This is a genomic window from Spirosoma migulaei (genome assembly GCF_054776855.1).
The window spans coordinates 631,029-651,286 of record NZ_BAAHBG010000002.1 but is presented as its reverse complement, the minus strand read 5'-3'; the positions used below and the strand labels follow the sequence as shown (position 1 = coordinate 651,286).

General features: G+C 48.6%; 17 protein-coding genes. 9 read left to right on the top strand and 8 right to left on the bottom strand.

Going from position 1 to position 20,258, the window contains the following annotated elements:
• Nucleotides 1-218: 218 nt before the first annotated feature.
• Both ACYVGO_RS03960 and ACYVGO_RS03955 read right to left on the bottom strand, forming a co-directional pair.
• Entirely contained in the window at nucleotides 219-2,834 is a 2,616-nt protein-coding gene (locus ACYVGO_RS03960; RefSeq protein ID WP_460967667.1) for an autotransporter outer membrane beta-barrel domain-containing protein, read from the bottom strand.
• 53 nt (nucleotides 2,835-2,887) lie between these two features.
• Nucleotides 2,888-3,133 carry a hypothetical protein gene (locus ACYVGO_RS03955; protein WP_142770528.1) on the bottom strand — a complete coding sequence of 82 codons (246 nt, stop codon included), beginning with the start codon at nucleotides 3,131-3,133 and terminating at the stop codon, nucleotides 2,888-2,890.
• Between the two features lie 201 nt (nucleotides 3,134-3,334).
• On the opposite strand from ACYVGO_RS03955, the gene ACYVGO_RS03950 reads away from it, so the two are divergent.
• Both ACYVGO_RS03950 and glgP read left to right on the top strand, forming a co-directional pair.
• Nucleotides 3,335-4,462: a L,D-transpeptidase family protein gene (locus ACYVGO_RS03950; RefSeq protein ID WP_460967665.1), complete on the top strand. Its 1,128-nt coding sequence runs from the start codon at nucleotides 3,335-3,337 to the stop codon at nucleotides 4,460-4,462.
• Nucleotides 4,463-4,562: 100 nt separating this feature from the next.
• Nucleotides 4,563-6,230, top strand: a complete 1,668-nt coding sequence (gene glgP, locus ACYVGO_RS03945; RefSeq protein WP_460967663.1) for an alpha-glucan family phosphorylase — start codon at nucleotides 4,563-4,565, stop codon at nucleotides 6,228-6,230.
• 23 nt (nucleotides 6,231-6,253) lie between these two features.
• Here glgP and ACYVGO_RS03940 read toward each other — a convergent pair whose 3' ends face one another.
• Nucleotides 6,254-7,873, bottom strand: a complete 1,620-nt coding sequence (locus ACYVGO_RS03940; RefSeq protein ID WP_460967662.1) for a sensor histidine kinase — start codon at nucleotides 7,871-7,873, stop codon at nucleotides 6,254-6,256.
• Nucleotides 7,874-8,153: 280 nt separating this feature from the next.
• On the opposite strand from ACYVGO_RS03940, the gene ACYVGO_RS03935 reads away from it, so the two are divergent.
• Complete coding sequence (locus ACYVGO_RS03935; RefSeq protein WP_142770524.1) at nucleotides 8,154-8,474, top strand: thioredoxin family protein; 321 nt, start codon at nucleotides 8,154-8,156, stop codon at nucleotides 8,472-8,474.
• A gap of 84 nt (nucleotides 8,475-8,558) precedes the next feature.
• Here ACYVGO_RS03935 and ACYVGO_RS03930 read toward each other — a convergent pair whose 3' ends face one another.
• Nucleotides 8,559-8,795 carry a GlsB/YeaQ/YmgE family stress response membrane protein gene (locus ACYVGO_RS03930; RefSeq protein ID WP_142770523.1) on the bottom strand — a complete coding sequence of 79 codons (237 nt, stop codon included), beginning with the start codon at nucleotides 8,793-8,795 and terminating at the stop codon, nucleotides 8,559-8,561.
• 193 nt (nucleotides 8,796-8,988) lie between these two features.
• Here ACYVGO_RS03930 and ACYVGO_RS03925 point away from each other — a divergent pair, with 193 nt between their 5' ends.
• Together ACYVGO_RS03925 and ACYVGO_RS03920 are read left to right on the top strand one after the other, a co-directional pair.
• Nucleotides 8,989-12,096, top strand: coding sequence for a PVC-type heme-binding CxxCH protein (locus ACYVGO_RS03925; RefSeq protein WP_460967659.1), 3,108 nt, complete (start codon nucleotides 8,989-8,991; stop codon nucleotides 12,094-12,096).
• Nucleotides 12,097-12,219: 123 nt separating this feature from the next.
• The gene (locus ACYVGO_RS03920; RefSeq protein ID WP_142770521.1) at nucleotides 12,220-13,170 is read left to right on the top strand and encodes a hydroxypyruvate isomerase family protein; all 951 of its coding nucleotides are present in this window, start codon (nucleotides 12,220-12,222) and stop codon (nucleotides 13,168-13,170) included.
• A gap of 115 nt (nucleotides 13,171-13,285) precedes the next feature.
• On the opposite strand, the gene ACYVGO_RS03915 is transcribed toward ACYVGO_RS03920, so the two are convergent.
• The 4 genes from ACYVGO_RS03915 to pnuC form a co-directional block, all read right to left on the bottom strand.
• On the bottom strand, nucleotides 13,286-13,594 hold the full coding sequence (locus ACYVGO_RS03915; protein WP_111344898.1) for an isoamylase early set domain-containing protein: 309 nt from the start codon (nucleotides 13,592-13,594) through the stop codon (nucleotides 13,286-13,288).
• Nucleotides 13,595-13,753: 159 nt separating this feature from the next.
• The gene (locus ACYVGO_RS03910) at nucleotides 13,754-14,725 is read right to left on the bottom strand and encodes an AAA family ATPase (protein ID WP_460967657.1); all 972 of its coding nucleotides are present in this window, start codon (nucleotides 14,723-14,725) and stop codon (nucleotides 13,754-13,756) included.
• Between the two features lies 1 nt (nucleotide 14,726).
• Nucleotides 14,727-15,134 (bottom strand): lipocalin-like domain-containing protein, encoded by a 408-nt coding sequence (locus tag ACYVGO_RS03905; protein WP_460967655.1) that lies wholly within the window; start codon nucleotides 15,132-15,134, stop codon nucleotides 14,727-14,729.
• Between the two features lie 93 nt (nucleotides 15,135-15,227).
• A complete protein-coding gene (pnuC, locus tag ACYVGO_RS03900; protein WP_460967653.1) occupies nucleotides 15,228-15,902 on the bottom strand; it encodes a nicotinamide riboside transporter PnuC in 675 nt (224 codons plus the stop codon).
• Between the two features lie 74 nt (nucleotides 15,903-15,976).
• Between pnuC and ACYVGO_RS03895 the strand changes: the two genes are divergently transcribed.
• The 4 genes from ACYVGO_RS03895 to ACYVGO_RS03880 all read left to right on the top strand — a co-directional run bounded on the left by ACYVGO_RS03895 (nucleotide 15,977) and on the right by ACYVGO_RS03880 (nucleotide 20,135).
• The gene (locus ACYVGO_RS03895; protein WP_142770517.1) at nucleotides 15,977-17,170 is read left to right on the top strand and encodes a Gfo/Idh/MocA family protein; all 1,194 of its coding nucleotides are present in this window, start codon (nucleotides 15,977-15,979) and stop codon (nucleotides 17,168-17,170) included.
• A 165-nt stretch (nucleotides 17,171-17,335) separates the two neighbouring features.
• Complete coding sequence (locus ACYVGO_RS03890) at nucleotides 17,336-18,118, top strand: SDR family NAD(P)-dependent oxidoreductase (protein WP_142770516.1); 783 nt, start codon at nucleotides 17,336-17,338, stop codon at nucleotides 18,116-18,118.
• Between the two features lie 12 nt (nucleotides 18,119-18,130).
• On the top strand, nucleotides 18,131-18,637 hold the full coding sequence (locus tag ACYVGO_RS03885) for a GNAT family N-acetyltransferase (protein WP_460967651.1): 507 nt from the start codon (nucleotides 18,131-18,133) through the stop codon (nucleotides 18,635-18,637).
• A 73-nt stretch (nucleotides 18,638-18,710) separates the two neighbouring features.
• The gene (locus ACYVGO_RS03880; protein WP_460967649.1) at nucleotides 18,711-20,135 is read left to right on the top strand and encodes a Gfo/Idh/MocA family protein; all 1,425 of its coding nucleotides are present in this window, start codon (nucleotides 18,711-18,713) and stop codon (nucleotides 20,133-20,135) included.
• The last annotated feature ends 123 nt before the right edge of the window (nucleotides 20,136-20,258 follow it).

Sequence of the window (20,258 nt, the reverse complement as noted above, 5' to 3'; positions counted from 1 at the left end):
ACAGTCGGTTAGTAAGCCGTTAGGTACTGAACAAACCAGTTTCATCGTCAATCACTTATGCCTGGTTATTAAGTTATTGGTTTTTGTTGTATTGGCCAATTATAAACTCATCAATAACCTACACTTAAATACGACAATAGCTCCTACGAAAAACGCCCCCAACTGTTAGGGGCGTTTTTTTGATTTACCAGGAGTCACGCGGGCATGAACCAATTCGTTTACTTTGAAAGTACCCGTAGCGTTTTACGCTCAGTGGACGTCGCTACTTCTAACAGTAGCAAGCTAGAGTCCTCTATCGGTAGGCTCAACACCAGTCGCTCAGCGACTTGCGCTTGTTCGATCTGTTGTTGACCAACTACTCTCCCTCTGATATCTGTTAGTTTCACTTGCAAGGCTTGCCCCTGTACGCCGGTAACTTCTGCAACCACTTCCTGATTAACAGGGTTGCCCAGTAATTTGACCTGTAAACCAGTACCAACTTCGAGACTACTGGCCAGTCGGGCGCTAACCAGGTTACAGGTTGTGGTGTATTGAGTGGTATACTCCTGACCGCGCTGGCGGGCATAGAGGGTGAACACCATTCCGTTCCGCTGATAAGTCGGCACAAAGAATTCCGAAGAAAGTCCCCAATCGCGCAGGCCGGGCACCTTGTACTCAATGGCCGATCCGTCGCCACCTGTACTGCCGAGCACTAACTTACCTGTTTCGCATTGATAGGTTGGTGGAATGAGCGTCAATTGGCTAGCACAGGCACTTGTGTACTGAGTGGTATACTCTTTCCCACTCTGGCGGGCATAGAGGGTGAACACCATTCCGTTCCGCTGGTAGGTTGGCACAAAGAATTCCGGAGAAAGTCCCCAATCCCGCAGACCAGGCGCCTTATACTCAATGGCCGACCCATCCCCGCCCGTGCTGTTGAGCACTAACTTACCGGTTTCGCACTGATACGTTGGGGGGATCAATGTCAACTGATTAGCACAGGCACTTGTGTATTGAGCCGTATATTCCTGCCCACTCTGGCGGGCGTAGATTGTGAACACCATCCCGTTCCGCTGGTAAGTGGGAACGAAAAATTCAGGAGAAAGCCCCCAATCCCGTAAGCCGGGCACCTTATACTCAATCGAAGTTCCATTACCGCCAGTGATATTGAGTACCAGTCGGCCTGATTCGCATTGATAGGTCGGCGGAATGAGCGTTAACTGGGTAGCGCAGGAATTTGTGTATTGTGTGGTATATTCTTTCCCACTCTGGCGGGCATAAAGGGTGAATACCATTCCGCTCCGTTGATAGGTCGGCACAAAGAATTCGGGCGAGGAACCCCAATCACGCAGACCGGGCACTTTATAGTCAATAGGGGCCCCATTTCCACCGGTCGTATTGAGCACCAGCCAGCCCGTTTCACACTGATAGGTAGGTAACAAAAAGGTGAGCGCGTCTTTCTGTGGTGGACTATCGGACCCCAACTTAACTACCCAGGCATCCTGATCGCCATGATTACCAGTCACATCACCATCATTGGACGTTGTTGATCCGGCTAACACATAGCTACCATCAACTGTGGCTGTAATGACCAGAGCGGCATCGAACCCTGTTCCACCATAGGTCTTTTGGCTAATTATGTCCCCAACACTATTGAGTTTAATAAGCCATGCATCACTGCCACCGTGGTTTCCACTCACATCACCATCATTCGAGCTAGTCGTCCCTGCTACAAGATAGGCACCGTCGGCCGTCGGCGTGATGGCGTATGCATTATCAGTCCCACTTCCTCCCAGTGTTTTTTGCCACAGCAAATCGCCGGTGCTACTGAGCTTAAGTATCCATGCATCTCCGTTGCCATGGTAAACACCTCTCACATCCCCATATGGACCATCGGCAGATTCGGTGTAACCTACTACAACATAGCCGCCATCGGGGGTTGCTTTAACACCATTCGCGTAATCCAGACCGATTCCCCCAAAAAATTTATACCAGGTTAACATCCCGTCGCTGTTTAGCTTACTTACCCAAACATCATACGTAGTATACTGATTATGATTTTTAATGTGATCAGTCTCCGTAGCGAATATTGCCCCCCTTATCTCATAGGAAGACGATTTACCCACAACAACACAGCCCCCGTCTGGACTTGCCGTTATGGCCGACAACAGATCATCTCCGAAAGAACCCCCGAAGTAATGCGTCCAGATAATACTCCCGGAATCACTCAGTTTTATCACAGAAAATAAACGGCCTCCTGGTTTTAAGCCCCGATTAAAATTATAACCCGCTACCAGGTATCCACCATCGGATGCGGTAATAATGGATGTGGCATATAAACCTCTTGCCTCATCCTTATACTGCTTCCAAACGATCTCACCAGCACTTGTAAACTTAAACACCCACAGATAGATCGGGATAAATGGGTTGAAGCCACTCATGTCGCCATCGCGAGAGGTAGTTACGCCCGTTACAACGTAGCTTCCATCGGGGCCTGCCGTTATGCCACTGGCCTGATCGTCTCCCGTGCCACCAATCGTCTTTTTCCAGACAATTGTGCCCGCACTATTGAGTTTAACGATCCAGGCGTCGTGGGCTCCTCCGCGATAATCACTTATCTCTCCATCATTGGAGGTCGTTGAACCCGCTACCACATAACCGCCATCTGCAGTCGCCAGGATGGCGGTAACAGAATCATTTTTCGATCCACCAAGCGCCTTTTGCCAGTTAATGGTTTGAGCGGTGGATATAGTCACAACGCCCAGGCACAAGATAAAAGCCAGAACCAACGCGCTAACCGTTGCGCTGGGCAGTTTAGGCACGGATAGAACTACTATAGGTAGTCGAGTTTTCATAAATTATAAATCATATGGGTGAACGAATAGGTTAATCAGCAATCTTCAGCGACTCAAACAACACTAATTTCTTTTTCATCATGGTATTGTAATCTACCGTCAGACCAGTTGAGGACAACCCGCCAGATCCCTTTGGCAAGTTGGGCCGTTGATACAACATGACGCGGTTTCGTATCCGGCGTTACTGGTATATGGATTTCATCACGTACGTTGTTCGTTGGACTAAAGGTTAAATCGCCTTTACGAAACGACATTGGTAATACAAAGGCCAGTAACTGAGAAGCGGGTTCGAATGTCATGGTTTTAGATGAGTAGGCAAGTAGGCCCGGAATGAGCCCTGAAAAGAGATTTAACGATACAAATGTGGTTGTACGTAGCCCAACAAGCCTATGATACGCGTCAGACACTGAATTGACAGATTTCAGGTAACCCACTGACAATCATCAATAAAAAACGGGCAGCTATCGTCTAGTTTTGAGCATCTCCTTCCGAGCTGCTTTATGTCTGTTCTACGCAACCTGATTGTCCTCTTTTTGGTACTTCCTCTATTGTCTACAGCCCAAACCAGCGACGACTGGACCCGCCTGCGTCAATATGGGAACGAGATCGGTGTAGATAGTCTTTGTCCGTCGCCCGATGTGGCTTGCCTGACAACTTATTTTACACAAATTGTTTACGGGAAGCCCCCCCCGCGAATCAGCTATCAGGGCCTGCATGAGCAACTTGATATGGTACGAATAAACCAACTTACTCAGCAGTTTCTGGCTGGAACTGATTGGTGCCCACTGCTAGATTCACTGGAATTACATGACCGCAACTACCGGCAGCTAAAGGAATACTGTATGCGCTGCCTGGTTGACGACTACATGGCCGATTCGCTAACTATTGAACAAGTCAAAACGACACTCAACACTTACCGCTGGCTAAACCGCTTTCCCGCCGAAAAACGGGTCGTTATCAACATTCCCTCGGCCTCCATGCGGGTCATTGACCGGCAAGGGTCTACGCTACTGAACAGTCGGGTAATTGTTGGCAAAGCCAGCACACCGACTCCCTGTTTTACGGCACAGCTCACCGACATCGTAACGTACCCCTATTGGAATGTGCCCCGCTCGATTGCGATCAAAGAACTGCTGCCGCAAATTCGGAAGAACCCAGCCACCGTACTGGCCGAAATGAATCTACAGATCATTGACTCGAAGGAAAGAATCGTCCATCCAGATTCGGTAAACTGGTCAGGAAATCTGGCAAAAACCTTTCCTTATCGGCTTCGGCAATCGACTGGCTGCGATAACGCCCTGGGTGTACTGAAATTTACGATCAACAGCCCCTTCGACATTTACCTGCACGATACCAATCAGCGGTCTTTGTTTGCCCACGAGAAACGAGCACTCAGTCACGGTTGTATCCGGGTTGAAAAGCCCATTGAGCTAGCCAATCTTGCCCTGGGATCATCTCGCTTCAATCCTTCTTTCCTAACCACCTGTCAAAAACAGAACAGTCCGAAAACCATTCACCTGCCGCACCCCATTCCCGTTATTATTACCTACAACCTGCTCGATATCGACGAAACAGGTGCCATTGTGGTTAATCGGGACGTATATAACTGGAGTCAGATTGACTTATAGTTATGTATAATTGAATCGTGCGTATAAACCGATAACAATAAAATTAGACAGCTGTTGACTATAATGGCTGCCCTGGGTGGTTCATTACAAACCTGATAACATGAACGTTATAAACAACGAGAGCTCACCTGCACCAACCCGCCAGGTTGCTTATTTTTCCATGGAATTCGCCTTCAGTCAGGCACTCAAAACCTATTCGGGAGGCCTGGGCTTTTTGGCGGGGTCACACATGCGAAGCGCTTATAGCCTGAAACAGCCCGTGGTGGCCATTGGTATTCTCTGGAAATACGGCTACTACGATCAGGTGCGCAAGGGCGACCAGACAATGGATGTTCTGTTCCTGGAAAAGCAGTATAGCTTTCTTCAGCCAACCCATATAACGTTTCAGATTCAGGTCAATCATGCACCCGTCTGGGTTACGGCTTACTACCTGCCTCCTACAGTCTTTGGCACAGCGCCAACCTACTTCCTCTCAACCGATCTGCCCGAGAACGACTATCTGGCGCAAACAATCTGTCATAAACTGTACGACCCCAATCCCGAAACCCGGATCGCATCCAGCATTCTTCTGGGCATTGGTGGCGCCAAATTACTGGAAAAGCTAGCCATCACGCCAGACGTATACCATATGAATGAGAGTCACCCGCTACCGTTGGCCTTTTATTTGTACAGCCAATGGGGGAGCCGTGAGCCTGTTAAAGACCGTTTGGTTTTCACGACCCATACGCCCGAAGAAGCAGGTAATCCACGAACTGATATCCGCTTACTGGATCGGATGGGTTTTTTCAATTATCTGGACCTGGATGAGGTTCGTCGTATTACCGGAATCACCGATGACCAGTTCAACTGGGCGCTGGGATCTCTTAGGCTAGCTGGTCGTGCAAATGCCGTTTCGAAAAAACACCAACAGGTTAGCCAGGCTATGTGGCAGGGTTACAATAACCTGGCTCCGATTCTGTCCATCACCAATGCACAGAATAACCGATTTTGGGGCGATCCAATCCTGGATACAGCCGCAGCCACTAATGATTATATTCGGCTGATGGCCCGTAAGAAAACGAGGAAACAACGTTTATTTGATGAAGTGGCCGATCAGACGGGCGACCTTTACGATCCCAACGTATTTACAATGGTCTGGGCGCGCCGGTTTGCGGGTTACAAACGTGCCGACCTCCTGCTTTCTGACCCTGCCCGGTTTGAGCGCATGATGACCAACCCCCGGTATCCTATACAACTCATCTGGGCAGGAAAACCCTATCCGTTCGATTACGCTAGTATCGGTACGTTCGATCGGCTGGCTCATGTATCCAAACAGTTCGTCAATTGTTCTGTTCTGGTCGGCTACGAGATCCATTTGTCGAGACTGCTGAAACAAGGGGCCGATTTGTGGCTGAACACCCCCCGACTAACACGTGAAGCATCAGGAACCAGCGGTATGACAGCCGCTATGAATGGAGCCCTTAACTGTTCGACAAACGATGGCTGGATACCCGAATTTGCCCGGCCTGGCTTCAACAGTTTCATCCTTCCTGAAGCGGATCTTAGCTGGCCCACCCATGAACAGGACGCGTTTGATGCAGACAATCTCTTCACTCTCCTGGAAACGGTTATTTTGCCGATGTATTACGAGCAGCCCGACAAGTGGATTGGTATGATTAAAGCCAGTATGCAGGATGTTGTCCCTTATTTCGACTCCGATCGAATGGCAACCGAGTATTATGAACAACTCTACTCGCTGCCTCAGGAGGCTGTACTGCTTGCGGAATAACTAAGCTCCTTCCTACTAGCCTACTACTTGCTTCCATCAGGCCTTTCGAACGGAAGAATTACAGTGATTATGGTTCCCTTATTCAACTCACTTTGCAGCGATACCTGACCACCCATCAATTCTACATAACGCCCTACAATGTGTAGTCCTAGCCCTGTGCCTGCGATGTTAGTCACATTATGAGCTCGAAAAAACCGTTCAAACATATGCTCCTGGTCTTCCTTTGAGACACCTACACCCTGATCTTCTACCGATAGGGTTAAATACCCATCCAGACACCTGCATCCTATCGTAACCATCGAGCCTACCCCGGAGTACTTTATGGCATTAGACAATAGGTTGACCAGAATTTTCCGAAACATTGAGGGATCTATCCAGATCGGGGCCAGACATGACAAGTGGGTTTGCACTCGCTGATCCGTTTTCAACATACCCTGCATATCGGCAATGGTTTCGCCAACCAGCTCTGCCAGATCTACCTCCGATGAATGAGCTTCAATCTTACCTTCCTCTAGTTTACCGACCGATAAAAACTCTTCGAGGATATCGTTGAGGTGGGTAACAGACGCCCGGATACGGTTCAGGTGCTTCAGGCGCTTGTCCTGTTGATCACCCCCAGGATACTTCTCAATTAATGTGGTGGAGGTTAGCACAGCCGTTAGTGGCGTACGGAACTCATGCGAAGCCATCGACACAAAGCGAGATTTTAGCTCCCCTAACTCCCGCTCAGCAACCAGTGCTTTAGCCAGTTCATCCTTCGACTGTTCCAACTGATCAAGTGTATTCAGAAGTGCCTGCGTACGATCCGCTACTTTCTGCTCCAGATCGGCATTAAGCTGCTCAATATGATCACGATGCGCCAGCAGTTGCTGTTCTGCTTCTTTTTTTAATGTAATGTCAATAATGTAGGCTACCACATAGAGTTCCTCTTCCAGCCGAAAGTAGCTCAAACTCACCTCGACGGGAAATACAGATCCGTCTTTGCGCTGCGCATGTAAATCCCGATTATGCCCCATGGCCCGTACATGCGGATCGGCGTTGAAGGACTGGCGGAGTTTTTCGTGATAGCGACTCACGCCCATAGGCACGAGTTGCTCAATTGTTTTAGACACCAATTCTCCGGAAGCATAACCGAACAACTGATTAGCCAGTTGGTTAGCCGAGACAATACAACCCTGTTGATCGCTAACAATAATGCCGATGGTTGCGTAGGAAAAAATAGCCTCGTAGCGGTGAACACTATGCTCTAACTCTCGCTCCGTATTATGCAGGCGATCCTGGTCAATAAGCCGTATGAGCGCATACGGCCGATTTTGGGCTGTAAAGGCACTTATAACAAGTTGTCCCCAAAATGTCCTGCCATCCTGCCGACCAATCTGGGTGGTCTCTTCGTGAGTTCCCGATTGAATAAGTCGCTCAACTAAGCTGATCCGGTGTTGATCTTCCAGCGGTTGGACGCGCAACGAGCGTGACCGAATGGGGTCGGTTAATAAGGCTTCTTCCGATGAGAATCCAAGCAACCGCACCCCCGCCCGATTAACCCGAACGAACCGCTCTTCCGTTAGGTCATAGATACCAATAAATTCATCGCTTTTCTCGAAAAGCAGGTCGGTCAAAGAGGAAGAATACAAATCGGTTAGCATAGGGAGACAGCTATGTCTATCGGCAGATCCCGATAGGATTATGAAGTCAAATTACACTGTATTTCTCCAAACACTAACTACTACTATAGCAAAACTAATAAACCACTTCTACAAGAAACCATTTTATCAATAGTTGACTACTTGTAGAATTACTATTTATACACCGCAACGAGTATAACAATCAGGGGTACAACTGACGCTCATCAATTCATTTACTGAACCAAAGCCCCACTTTTACATCGATAAAAAATGATTATTCTGTTGTTAAGGCTACGCTGTTATGAAACTTGACGATTCACCTCCAATACTAATACCCGGGAAATCGACGGTTTTATTGATTTTCATGCCATCCGAGCAGGCAAACTACCAACAACGGGCTGCCTTACTTACACTGGCAAACGGGTTGCAAAAGCATCTCGGCGACTTAGCACGTGTACTGAAGATAGATAAGGCCACTTACCCCGATGTGGTTCAGAGCTTTGATGTTACGTATATGCCCACTTTTGTATTGGTTCGTCAGGGCATCGAACTATGGCGACAGGTAGGTATGCCAGATGAAGCAGTACTAGCTAATCTATCTAAGCGCCTGTTAACAGCCTGAACAACTGCGTTGTTAACTAAAAAGGGACGGTACAGGCGTATAGCTGTATCGTCCCTTTTTAAAATTAAAGTAATCTACGTTCAATCAAAAAAGTCGCCCCAGAAAAATAAGTAGTACAGCACCGCCTACGGCAATAAGCAAGTTCATAACCAGGCCGTCATTGTCGGGATCATTGCCAAGCTTACGGGCAACAAACCCACCTAAAAAGCCGCCTACAATACCCAGAATAACATTGATATACCAGGGATTGTGGCTGTCCATGATCCGGCTTGCAATGTAACCAGCAACGCCCCCGATTAGAATAGAATACAGAAAACCCATTGCTATACGTGTTTAGGTGAATGCCATGTGGCAATACAATGGTACATAAAAGAGAACAATATTGATTTATCGCAGGAATAAATTAACCCAAAAACAGAGAGGCAATGGGTATAAACTGGCGCTACTGTTATTTTTACTCAATAGATAGCCTACTACTCGTTAACGAGCTAACCTCGCCTAGTTGCTCACGCATATGATCTCATTTTTCGCATCTAAACGCTCTGCTTTTATACGCCGGGCAGTTGCCCTTTCCGCAGCTGGTTTTCTAATTGGCGGAGGTTTTATCGGCGCTTATCAGAACCGGAACCTGAACGCAGCATCAGGAAATTACCTAACCAGGCTGTTTGCCAAACTGAACGACGACGATAAACACGACCCTAAGTATGCCGTTGGGAGCCTGAACGTAGCCCCCGGCCTGGAAGCGACTCTTTTTGCTTCGGAGCCGATGCTAACGAACCCAACCGACATCGATGTAGATTCACGAGGTCGGGTGTGGGTGTGTGAAGCCTATAATTACCGCCCGGCTATCAACGGTAACCCGACTCACAAAGAAGGCGACCGCATTGTGATTCTGGAAGATACCAACGGCGACGGTAAAGCCGACGTTTCGAAAGTATTCTACCAGGACCCGAGTATTGAATCACCGTTGGGTATTTGGGTGCAGGGCAATAAAGTTATTGTTTCCGACAGCCCCAATGTGTGGGTTCTCACCGACGAAAACGGCGACGATAGAGCCGACAAAAAAGAGTTGCTTTTCACTGGTATAGGGGGAGAACAGCACGACCACGGCATGCACACGTTTGTGTTCGGGCCCGATGGTAAATGGTATTTTAACTTCGGAAACGAAGGTGGCCAGCTTCTCGATAAAGACGGTAATGCCGTTACGGATATGGTTACCGGTAAAACCATCAATAAGCAGAATTTCAAAATGGGCATGGTATTCCGCTGCGACCCCGACGGAAAAAACGTGGAAATGCTGGCCCAGAATTTTCGGAATAACTATGAGGTCGCCGTTGATTCGTACGGAACGCTCTGGCAGTCGGATAACGACGATGATGGCAACAAGGGCGTTCGGATCAACTACGTCATGGAAGGGGGTAACTACGGCTATACCGACGAAATGACGGGCGCAGGCTGGCAAGCCAATCGCGAAAATATAGAGCCCGAAATCCCCCGTCGACACTGGCACTTAAACGACCCTGGCGTGGTACCCAACCTCCTCCAGACCGGGGCCGGTTCGCCAACGGGAATGATTGTGTATGAAGGCAAATTATTGCCCGAAGTTTTCCGGAATCAAATGATTCACTGCGATGCAGGCCCCAATGTGGTACGGTCATATCCGGTGCAGAAAGATGGAGCAGGTTATAAAGCCGAAATTGTGAATGTACTCGAAGGCGCCCGTGACCAGTGGTTCCGGCCTGCGGACGTATGTGTAGCACCCGATGGTTCACTCATTATTGCGGACTGGTACGATCCAGGCGTAGGAGGCCACCAGGCGGGCGATCAGAACCGGGGGCGCGTGTATCGCGTAGCTCCACCGAACTCGCCTTACACCATGCCCAAAGTAGACCTTACAACTACGGCTGGTGCTATCGATGCCTTACAAAGCCCAAATATGTCTATCCGCTATGCGGGTTGGCAGAAACTGCGTGAACTCGACAAAAAAGCGGAAAAACCATTAGCCAATCTGTATAAATCGTCAGATAATCCACGGATGCAGGCCCGCGCATTGTGGCTGTTGAGCAAGCTGGACAAAGGCCCAAAATACATTGAAACGGCACTAAAAAGTACCAATCCCGATTTACGGATTACCGCACTCCGGGCCGCTCGTGAACTAAAACTTGATGTAATTCCATACCTAAAGCAGTTGGTCAACGACCCGGACGCACAAGTACGCAGAGAGTGCATTATTGCTCTTCGTCGAAGTGCATCTCCTGATGCTCCCGCGCTATGGGCACAACTGGCTAGTCAGTACGATGGTAAAGACCGATGGTATCTGGAAGCCTTAGGCATCGGAGCCGAAGGCAATTGGGATAGCTACTACACGGCCTGGATAAAGCAGATGAAAAGTGACCCGCTCGCCAATGCCAGTGGCCGCGACATAGTCTGGCGGGCTCGTACAAAAGAATCCGTTCCGCTGTTGGCTAAACTCGCAGGTGATCCGTCAGTTGACCTCAGCCAGCGGTTGCGCTACTTCCGGGCATTCGACTTTAACCCCGGTGCCACCGAAAAATCAACTGCCCTGCTGAGTATTTTACAAGCCAACAGCAACTCAACTGACGTTACCAAACTGGCACTACGCCACCTCGACCCTGCTTTCGTAAAAAGCTCACCAGTGGCCACCACAGCGCTCACCAAGCTGATGAAAGACGTATACGGAACGCCCGAATACATTGAACTTGTAACGCGTTACGAACCGGTTTCCGAAAATGCTAATCTCCAACAATTAGCCGTGAAGAAGGCGATGGATGGTATGGGACGCGATGCCGCCCGGCAATTGTTGAAGCAGGGAGGAAGTCCACTGGTTTGGGAAGTTATAGATGATAAAGATACCGAAGCCGCTACCAGCATGCTCGTAGCCTTACGCCGTATCGGAAACAAAGAATCCATTGGTATCCTGAAAACAGTTGCGTTAGACGATAAACGCCCGGCTTCATTACGTCGGGAAGCCACTCGGTCGCTGGGGGGTAGTATGGAAGGTGCGGATCTGGTCGTATCTCTCCTAAAATCCGGCGACATTAAAGGCGATTACAAAAAGGCTGCGGTACAGGGTGTTAGTAACGACTGGCGAAAAAATGTTCGTCAGCAGGCAGCCAGTTTTTTAGATGGCGGTAAGAGCGCTGAAGGCAAAAAACTACCCGGCCTGAATGAATTGCTTGCCTTAACTGGTGACGCAACAAAGGGTATAGTTACCTTTAAAAACAACTGCTCTACCTGCCATCAGGTGAATGGCGACGGCATGGACTTTGGCCCAAAACTATCCGAAATTGGCTCTAAACTGCCTAAAGAAGGCCAATATCTAGCTATTTTACACCCTGACGCGGGTATCAGTTTTGGCTTTGAAGGATGGGACGTTAAGTTTAAAGACGGCAGTTCCATGACCGGTATTGTGTCCAGCAAAACCGAAACCGATCTGCAAATGAAGTTCCCTGGTGGTGTAACCCAGAACTACAAAATGTCTGACGTTGTCTCCATGAAACAAATAGATTCCTCCATGATGCCATCAGGCTTACAGGAGGCCATGAGTACCCAGGAATTAGTCGATTTAGTTGAATATTTAGCCAGTCTCAAGAAAAAATAACCTGAATCGGGATTTAGCTGATTTGAGGATTAAACCTGATTTTGCCTTGCGCTTCTTTGAAGCGAATCCAGAAAACAAAATCCAGAAAATCCTTAAATCAGCTAAATCCCGGTTCCCCTTACTATGCAACGACGCAACTTCGTAAAATCAACTTTTGGCGCAGCTGGCTTAGGCCTGACCGGTGCCGCCGTTTCGGGCGAATCACTAGCCGAGAACTGGCATTCTCAGCCTAATTTTCTGGCTAAGAATAACTTCAAGCTCAAATATGCCCCGCACTTTGGCATGTTTGAAAACAGCGCGGGCAAAGACCTCATCGACCAGTTAAAGTTCATGGCCGACATGGGTTTTACAGCAATGGAAGACAACGGCATGATGGGCCGCGACCCTGCCTTACAAACCAAACTGGGTGAAGAGATGGCCCGCCTGGGAATAACCATGGGCGTGTTCGTACTCGATAAAGGCGGTAACGGGCAAAATACCCTCGCTGCCGGGAAGCAGGAGTACATCGATATTTTCCTGAATGGCTGCAAAAAAGCCGTTGAAACAGCCAAACGGTGTAACACAAAACTCACTACGGTTGTACCTGGCGATTTCGAGCGAAAACTGCCAATTGGTATCCAGACCGGTAACGTAATTGACGCCCTTCGCCGGGGAGCCGACATTCTGGCAGCGGGTAACCTAACCATGGTACTGGAACCACTGAGCGATACGCCCAACCTGTTTCTGCGCACCTCCGACCAGACGTATGAAATTTGTCGGGCGGTTAATAGTCCTTCGTGTAAGATTCTATTCGATATCTATCACATGCAAAAAAACGAAGGGCACATTATTCCGCACATCGATTGGTGCTGGAGTGAAATTGGCTATTTTCAAATTGGCGACAATCCGGGCCGCAACGAGCCAACCACGGGTGAAATCAATTATAAAAACGTATTCAAACACATTTACCAGAAACAGAAAGCCGAGAATAAGGAGTTCATTTTTGGTATGGAACATGGCAAATCCCAACAGGGAAAAGAGGGCGAAGTGGCTCTGATCAAAGCCTACGTCGAGTCTGACAGCTTTACCGTGTAGCGCCGACCGTCTCGGTCGGTTGTGAAGGACTAATAGACTGAATATGATAAATGGGTAATCAGTGGTCTACTGACCAGCCTGGTTACCCATTTATCGTATTCAGTAAATGTCTTGTTTAGAGAACAACAACAGAGTTCTCATCGCTAGAAACGCCACTGGCTACGTATTTATCAGCAGCCCAATCGTTCGTCCAGGTCGTACCATCTAAAATGTAGCGGTATTGATACTCGCCACCCACTGGCAGTTCAACGGTCGTTTTGTACGAACCATCTTTCTGCTTCTTCAGAACCTGGGCACTAGGGTCCCAGCTATTAAATTCACCGGCCAGAGCGACCGTTTTTGCGCCGTTGACGGCCTCAGCCGACAATTCAAACGTTACTTTTGCAAGCGGTTTGCTTTTTAGAAATTGTTTGGCAACTGCCATAGAGGTTTACTGTTTGGTTTCTACCGCAAAATTATAGTACAATATTAGTAATATCATAATTATCAATGGGTTATAGGCTAAAATTCTTTAAATAATCATAATTAATAATTTTTGCTTTATACTTGACAATCTAAAAAACGTCCTATTTTATTGACTGGATTAAGCGCCATAGAGCAGCTTTTGCGTAATTCTACTTACTGTATCCATGCGTTCTGAATATGAGCCACTTACAAAATAGTAAGGTAAGTTCCGGCGGTCAAGCTCCTCTCGGAAGCGAGCCTGCATTTCAGATCGGCGATGTCCCTGATCGCGTAGCTCATCGGCAACCCAGGGAACATCAATAGCTAACAGAATATAGGCATCATAGTGTACCTGACGCTCCAATTCATACAATACAGGCGGCACGTCATGCAGATAAACGTCCGAGTAGATCTGCGTTGTAATAACGTCCGTATCGCAAAATAGAACCCGGTTTGCCAGTTTCTCCGCTTGCCATACGGCTTCCGTTTGTGCGTAGCCTATTCGCACAAAATCGTCTAGTGTAAACTCGTTGGAGGTAATCAGATCACGAGCCATTTCGGGAACAAAAATCGTATGGTAGTCGGCAGCTAACTGGCAGGCCATCGTGGTTTTACCAACGCTCTCGGGGCCGTACAAACATATTTTTTTAACGAAATATGGACGTACTATAGCTGGAATAAACTCCCAGTACCGGGCTGGCTGTTGCCGAATCAGCGTAGCCGAAACAGGAACCTGCTGGCGAGGAGGATCAAAGGAAACGTGCCGTAACCCCGAATGATGCGCTAAGGGAATCGCATAGTCCTCCGACGAAAAAAACACGCTCACTTCCGAAAAACGTCGTTTAATAAAAGCGGCCCACAATTTGGTAACCTCCCACAACGGCAAGGTTGGATCGTGAAACTCATTCGTTTCCGCAACAACCTCTATGGTAGAATAAGGAGCTAGTAATTCCGTCAGCCATTGAAATCGGAGATCAGGAGAAATTATGTCATCGGGCGAAATGGTCATCGACACGATGAGTTGATCGCATTGCTTTCGGGCGAATTCAATTAGCGCCAGATGCCCCGTGTGGACCGGCATAAACTTCCCAAAAACCAGACCCGTTGTCATGCTACCTGACAAAAATATACTCACCCGTACCAAATGGATTCAATACAAGTTGCTTCGCAGTAATCGAAACCACGGGCATTAGCTTCCCTCCTAGAGAAGACATACATAAAGCCGTAATTCGTACATTATCTCCCTCGATAACGTATTTACCACTACCACAACCCAGAAAACTATACTCCCCCGGTTTCGTATTTTCATACGATTCCGTAAAGGTTCCATTCTTTCCAAATGAGACATACACACTCTGGGTAGTAGGTACCGTGACAGCCGTACAGGTTGACCCACTGGCAGGCTTGCAATAAGAAGTTAATCGCCAGGTGCCTACTAGATTATCCATTGGCGTTAATGTATCTGATTTAGAACAAGCCAGAACGGTCCATACAGACAGGATAAATATAATGTGTTTCATTGGTAACGATCGATTGTGTTCATTCAGCTAGACCCCAGAACCCAACGAAAGGTTGTCGCGACACATCGCCGAAAGCTTGACTAGCCAGAGAGGCTACTTTAAAACGGTTTGTACCGGATAGCTTCGGTACTCCCGTGTCCAGTGCCAGGCGCCCTGAAAGGCAATCAGACAGAAAATAGCGTACTCCACGCCCACCAGCTTCACGCCCTTATTAAAGTACATATACGTGCTGATGATATCAATGACCAGCCATACCCACCAGCATTCCAGCTTTTTATGGATCATCATAAACGTACCAATAATGCTCATAACCGTCGTGAACGAATCCAGATACGGAAAAGCGCTGGGTTTGCTAAACATGACCGGAAACCAGACATGCAGATTCTGCGCAAACGTGCCCATGATTCCGGTAGCCACCACACCACCAAGCAAGACCAGTACCAACGGGCGTCCTACTAACCGGGTAATGCGAAGTTCATTCCGTTGATCGGCTTCATCAACGGTTGGGTGTGTCCAGCGCCACCAGCCCTGTAGGTTGGTTACGAAGAAAAACACCTGCAAAAACATATCTGGATACAGCTGGATCTGATAGAACAGAAAGAAAAAAAGCAGTACACTGGCGGCTCCAATGGGCCAACTCCAGACATGCGCTTTGGCCGCCAGCCAGGTAGCTGCCGATCCACTGACCACACCGAAGAACTCTAGATAACTCATGGGGTAATCCCATAACGTAAAGAAAATGGTATGGATGTCAAAAAAGTTGGGCATGAATGGCGTTATCAGTCGAGATTGTAGCTATTTAGTGTTACGAAAGTACGGATTAACCTTTTACCTGAACCTTTATGCAACGTATTGCCATGCTTGGGGGCGGCTTCATTGGCCGCTTCTATGCCGAATCCATCCACGGTCAGCGCAGCCGCGACAAAGTGGTAGCCATTTATGCCCGTCGCCAGGAAACTGCCGATAAATTTAAAGCCGACTACGGCTGTGAGTTTGCGTCGACCGATATGGAAGAAATCATTGCCAATCCTGATGTGGATATGGTTTGTATCGCTCTGCCCAACAACATCCACGAAACGGCGGTCAATTTGTGTGCGAAACACAAGAAATCAGTGGTTTGTACAAAGCCGCTAGGCCGTACGGGCGAAGAAGCCCTGCGTATGATGAAAACCGTTGAAGAAGCGGGAATTTTTGCCGGTTATCTGGAAGACCTCTGCTACACGCCTAAGTTCCTGAAATCGCTGGAGAGCGTCAAAAATGGCGCTCTCGGCCGAATTCTCTGGGCGAAATCACGCGAAACCCACCCCGGCCCTCACTCCGACTGGTTCTGGGACAAAGAGCAGGCCGGTGGCGGTTGCATGCTCGATTTAGGTTGTCACTGCGTTGAAATAGCCCGGAATTTTATCGGAAAAGATGTAAAACCTGTTGAGGTCATGTGCTGGGCCGCTACGCAGGTAAAACCCATCGACGCCGAAGATCACGCCATTGCCTTGGTGAAGTACGAAAATGGAGCCATTGGCCAGTTTGAAGTAAGCTGGACGTTCCGGGGTGGTATGGACCTTCGCGACGAAGTGATGGGAACCGAAGGCACGATCTGGATCAATAACTTCCTGCGGACGGGCTTCGAGATGTTCACAACCGGCAAAGGGGGTGATTATATAGCCGAAAAAGCCGAATCCAATTCGGGCTGGCTCTTTCCCGTTGGCGATGAAGTAAATGACCTCGGCTATAATCACATGTTTACCGACATGTTCAAATCGCAGGAAGAAGGCCGTGACCCCGCCGAAACGTTCTACGATGGCTACGTGGTAAACGCCGTACTGGACGCAGCCTACAAATCGGCCGAAACCAAGCAGTGGGAAAAAGTACACTTACCCGTCTGGCGCGGACAGGAAGGCCTCAAACCCGAATCGACGCTGGTTGAGTACGATGCGGATCATTACCTGATCAAACAGGAAATGACCCACGACGGCCGAAACAAGGTGATTTTGAAAGAGAAAGCCAGCGGAAAGATTATTGAACGGGATATTGTGTAAGCCATATAAATAGGGGCAAGTGGTTTAGCACTGCTTGCCCCTATACTTATTGTTCATTTACTTGAATATCACCATAAGCTATATAAAACTACAGACGGGTTGCCGATAGCCAACCTATTTCGTTTCTTGCATGATTAAATTCCAATTCGATTATCCAATATCGCCATGTGGTTAGAAAATAAAAAGATTGTCGTCATCGGGGGAACAACAGGTATGGGCCTGTCGGCTGCGCTGGCGTTCGTGCGGGAGGGAGCACAGGTGGTTGTCGTTGGGCGTAATTCAGAAAGTTGCACAGAAGCCGAAAAACAGCTCGATGGCAATGGACTGGCCATGTCGGGGGATGCCTCCGACCCACAAACAGCACCAAAAGCCATTGCCCTATGTCAGCAGATTTTCGGTGGTTTCGATGGTTTATATCACGTAGCCGGTGGCAGTGGCCGACGGTTCGGTGATGGTCCTCTTCATGATATTACGCTTGATGGCTGGAATTACACGGTTAACCTTAACCTGACGTCATTGATGCTATCGAATCAGGCGGCTGTCCGGGCGTTTCGGGCACAGAGTAGTGGCGGTGTTATTCTGAATATGGGTTCTGTATTAGGGTCCCGGCCCTCACCCACTTATTTTGCAACCCATGCCTACGCAGCCATGAAATCGGCCGTGATTGGCTTCACGAAGTCGGTGGCGGCCTATTATGCCAATGATAACATTCGCGTTAATGTACTAGCGCCGGCACTGGTCGAGACCCCAATGGCCCAACGAGCCACAAATGACGATACAATCCTGGCCTTTACCAAAACCAAGCAACCTCTTGATGGCGGACGTATCGGCCATCCCGACGATCTGGATGGAGCAGCCGTTTATTTCATGTCTGATTATTCAGCCTTTACAACTGGCCAGGTGCTCACCGTTGATGGGGGCTGGAGTGTTAGTGAAGGCCAAGTATGAAAGTCATCTGCCATGATCGAAACACCCCGTTTGACGTTAATTCCGCTGAATCTTCATCAAATTCGGCTCCATATTGCGGATAACCACCAACTGGAAGCTACGCTAGGCTTAAAGAAAGGCCATCGAGAAGCTGTGGAACCGGTGTTAAGCATTATCAAGTATTTTACCATACCCCGCTTACAGGACCCCACCTTTAATCCACTCTATCATACCCTATGGCTGGCTATTGATCGCCAGAACCAGCAGTTTGTAGCCGAAGCGAAGTTTAAGGGCGAGCCTGATGAAACCGGAACAATTGAGATTGGCTATGGAACCTATCCAGCCTTTCATCGAAAGGGGTACATGACCGAAATGGTGAGCGGGTTAGTGAAGTGGGCAAACCAGCAGCCCGGCGTGTTGCGCGTAGTAGCCGACACAACGGCCGATAATGTAGCCTCGCAGAAAGTACTGGAAAAGAATGGTTTCCGGTTATTTGACCAGATTGAAGATATGCTGTGGTGGGAATATACCGTCGACTAGTTAAAAGCCCGGAAGAAAGTGCTTTTGCCTTTCAGGATTGCCCACCTAGGCGACCTGACCTACTCCTTACCCTATGCATTCACGTCGAAAATTCCTCCGCCAGCTTGGTAGCACGTCAGCTCTGCTGGCAGGAGGAGCAACCCTGGCCGGTGCCGAAAACCTTTCTCCTACAGATCGAAATTTTCGCGAGAGCCTGATCGAAATTGTTAAACCTCGATCGGCAGCTGATACGATCAATATTGCCCTTATTGGTGCAGGTATCATTGGCCATTATGATCTCGATTGCGCTCTAAAAGTACCCGGCACGAAAGTGGTGGCAGTGGCGGATTTATACGCACCCCGATTAGTTCGGGCTAAAGAAGTGTGGGGAAATGATCTTTTCACGACCCGTGATTATCGCGAGATCCTGGCGAGAAAAGACGTAGATGCTGTTCTGATTTGCGTTCCCGACCATTGGCACGACCATATCTCCATTGCGGCTCTGAATGCAGGCAAACATGTTTATTGTGAGAAGCCCATGGTTCACCATATCGAGGAAGGCCATGCCGTTATTGCTGCACATAAAAAGTCGGGTAAGGTATTTCAGGTGGGTAGCCAGCGAGCTAGTGCGTCGGCCATCCTCGAAGCAAAAAAACGCTACGAAGCGGGCGACATTGGTGAGTTGACATCGGTCGAAGCATTTTTAGATCGAACCGATGCGCTTGGTGCCTGGCAGTACACCATACCACCAAATCTTAACCCCAAAGACGTGGACTGGGCTACGTATCTGGGCGATGCGCCCAAACGACCGTTTCAGGCTGAGCGCTTCTTTCGGTGGCGCAACTACAACGACTATGGCACGGGGGTAGCAGGTGATTTGTTTGTGCACTTGTTAACTGGATTGCATACCGTAACGGGCAGCCTGGGCCCAACCAGCATCTACGCACTTGGCGATCTGAATTACTGGAAAGATGGGCGCGACGCGTATGACCTCGTTACTGCCCTGATAAACTATCCCAAAACTGATAAAAACGCATCATTCTCCCTGGTAATGCGTGTCAATCTGGCAACGGGTGCTGGGGGAGATATTCATACCCGCCTGGTTGGTACAGAAGGCGTGATTGATATTGGCTGGAACTCCTTCGTTCTGAACCGGCTCAAGCGACCCAATGCCCCCATGTATAGCAAGGGCTACGACGCCTTGTTTACCTATCCGCAGGCTATGCAGGAGGAATTTATTCGGCAATACGACCAGAAATACCCCGCCGGGCAATTTACCCGTCAAGTGCAGAATGAACCCGCTGTTACCTTCAACGCACCCGACGGCTACGACGATCGGCTCGATCACATGATTGTGTTCTTCAATGCTATCCGGGAAAATAACCCGGCGTTGGTGAAAGAAGATGCCGAATTTGGCTTGCGGGCCGCGGCCCCATCCTTAGCCGCCAACCTCAGTGCCGCCCAGCGAAAGGTAATTAACTGGGACCCTGTAGCTATGAAACTATCAAAAACCGTTTAACTATAAATAAATGAATAATTGATAATGAATAATGGATAATGTAAAAGGTTTCTGTTTAGTAGGGCGTTACCTACTCATCATTATTCATTATTCATTACTTAGCTTAACCTCCTAAACTCCTTT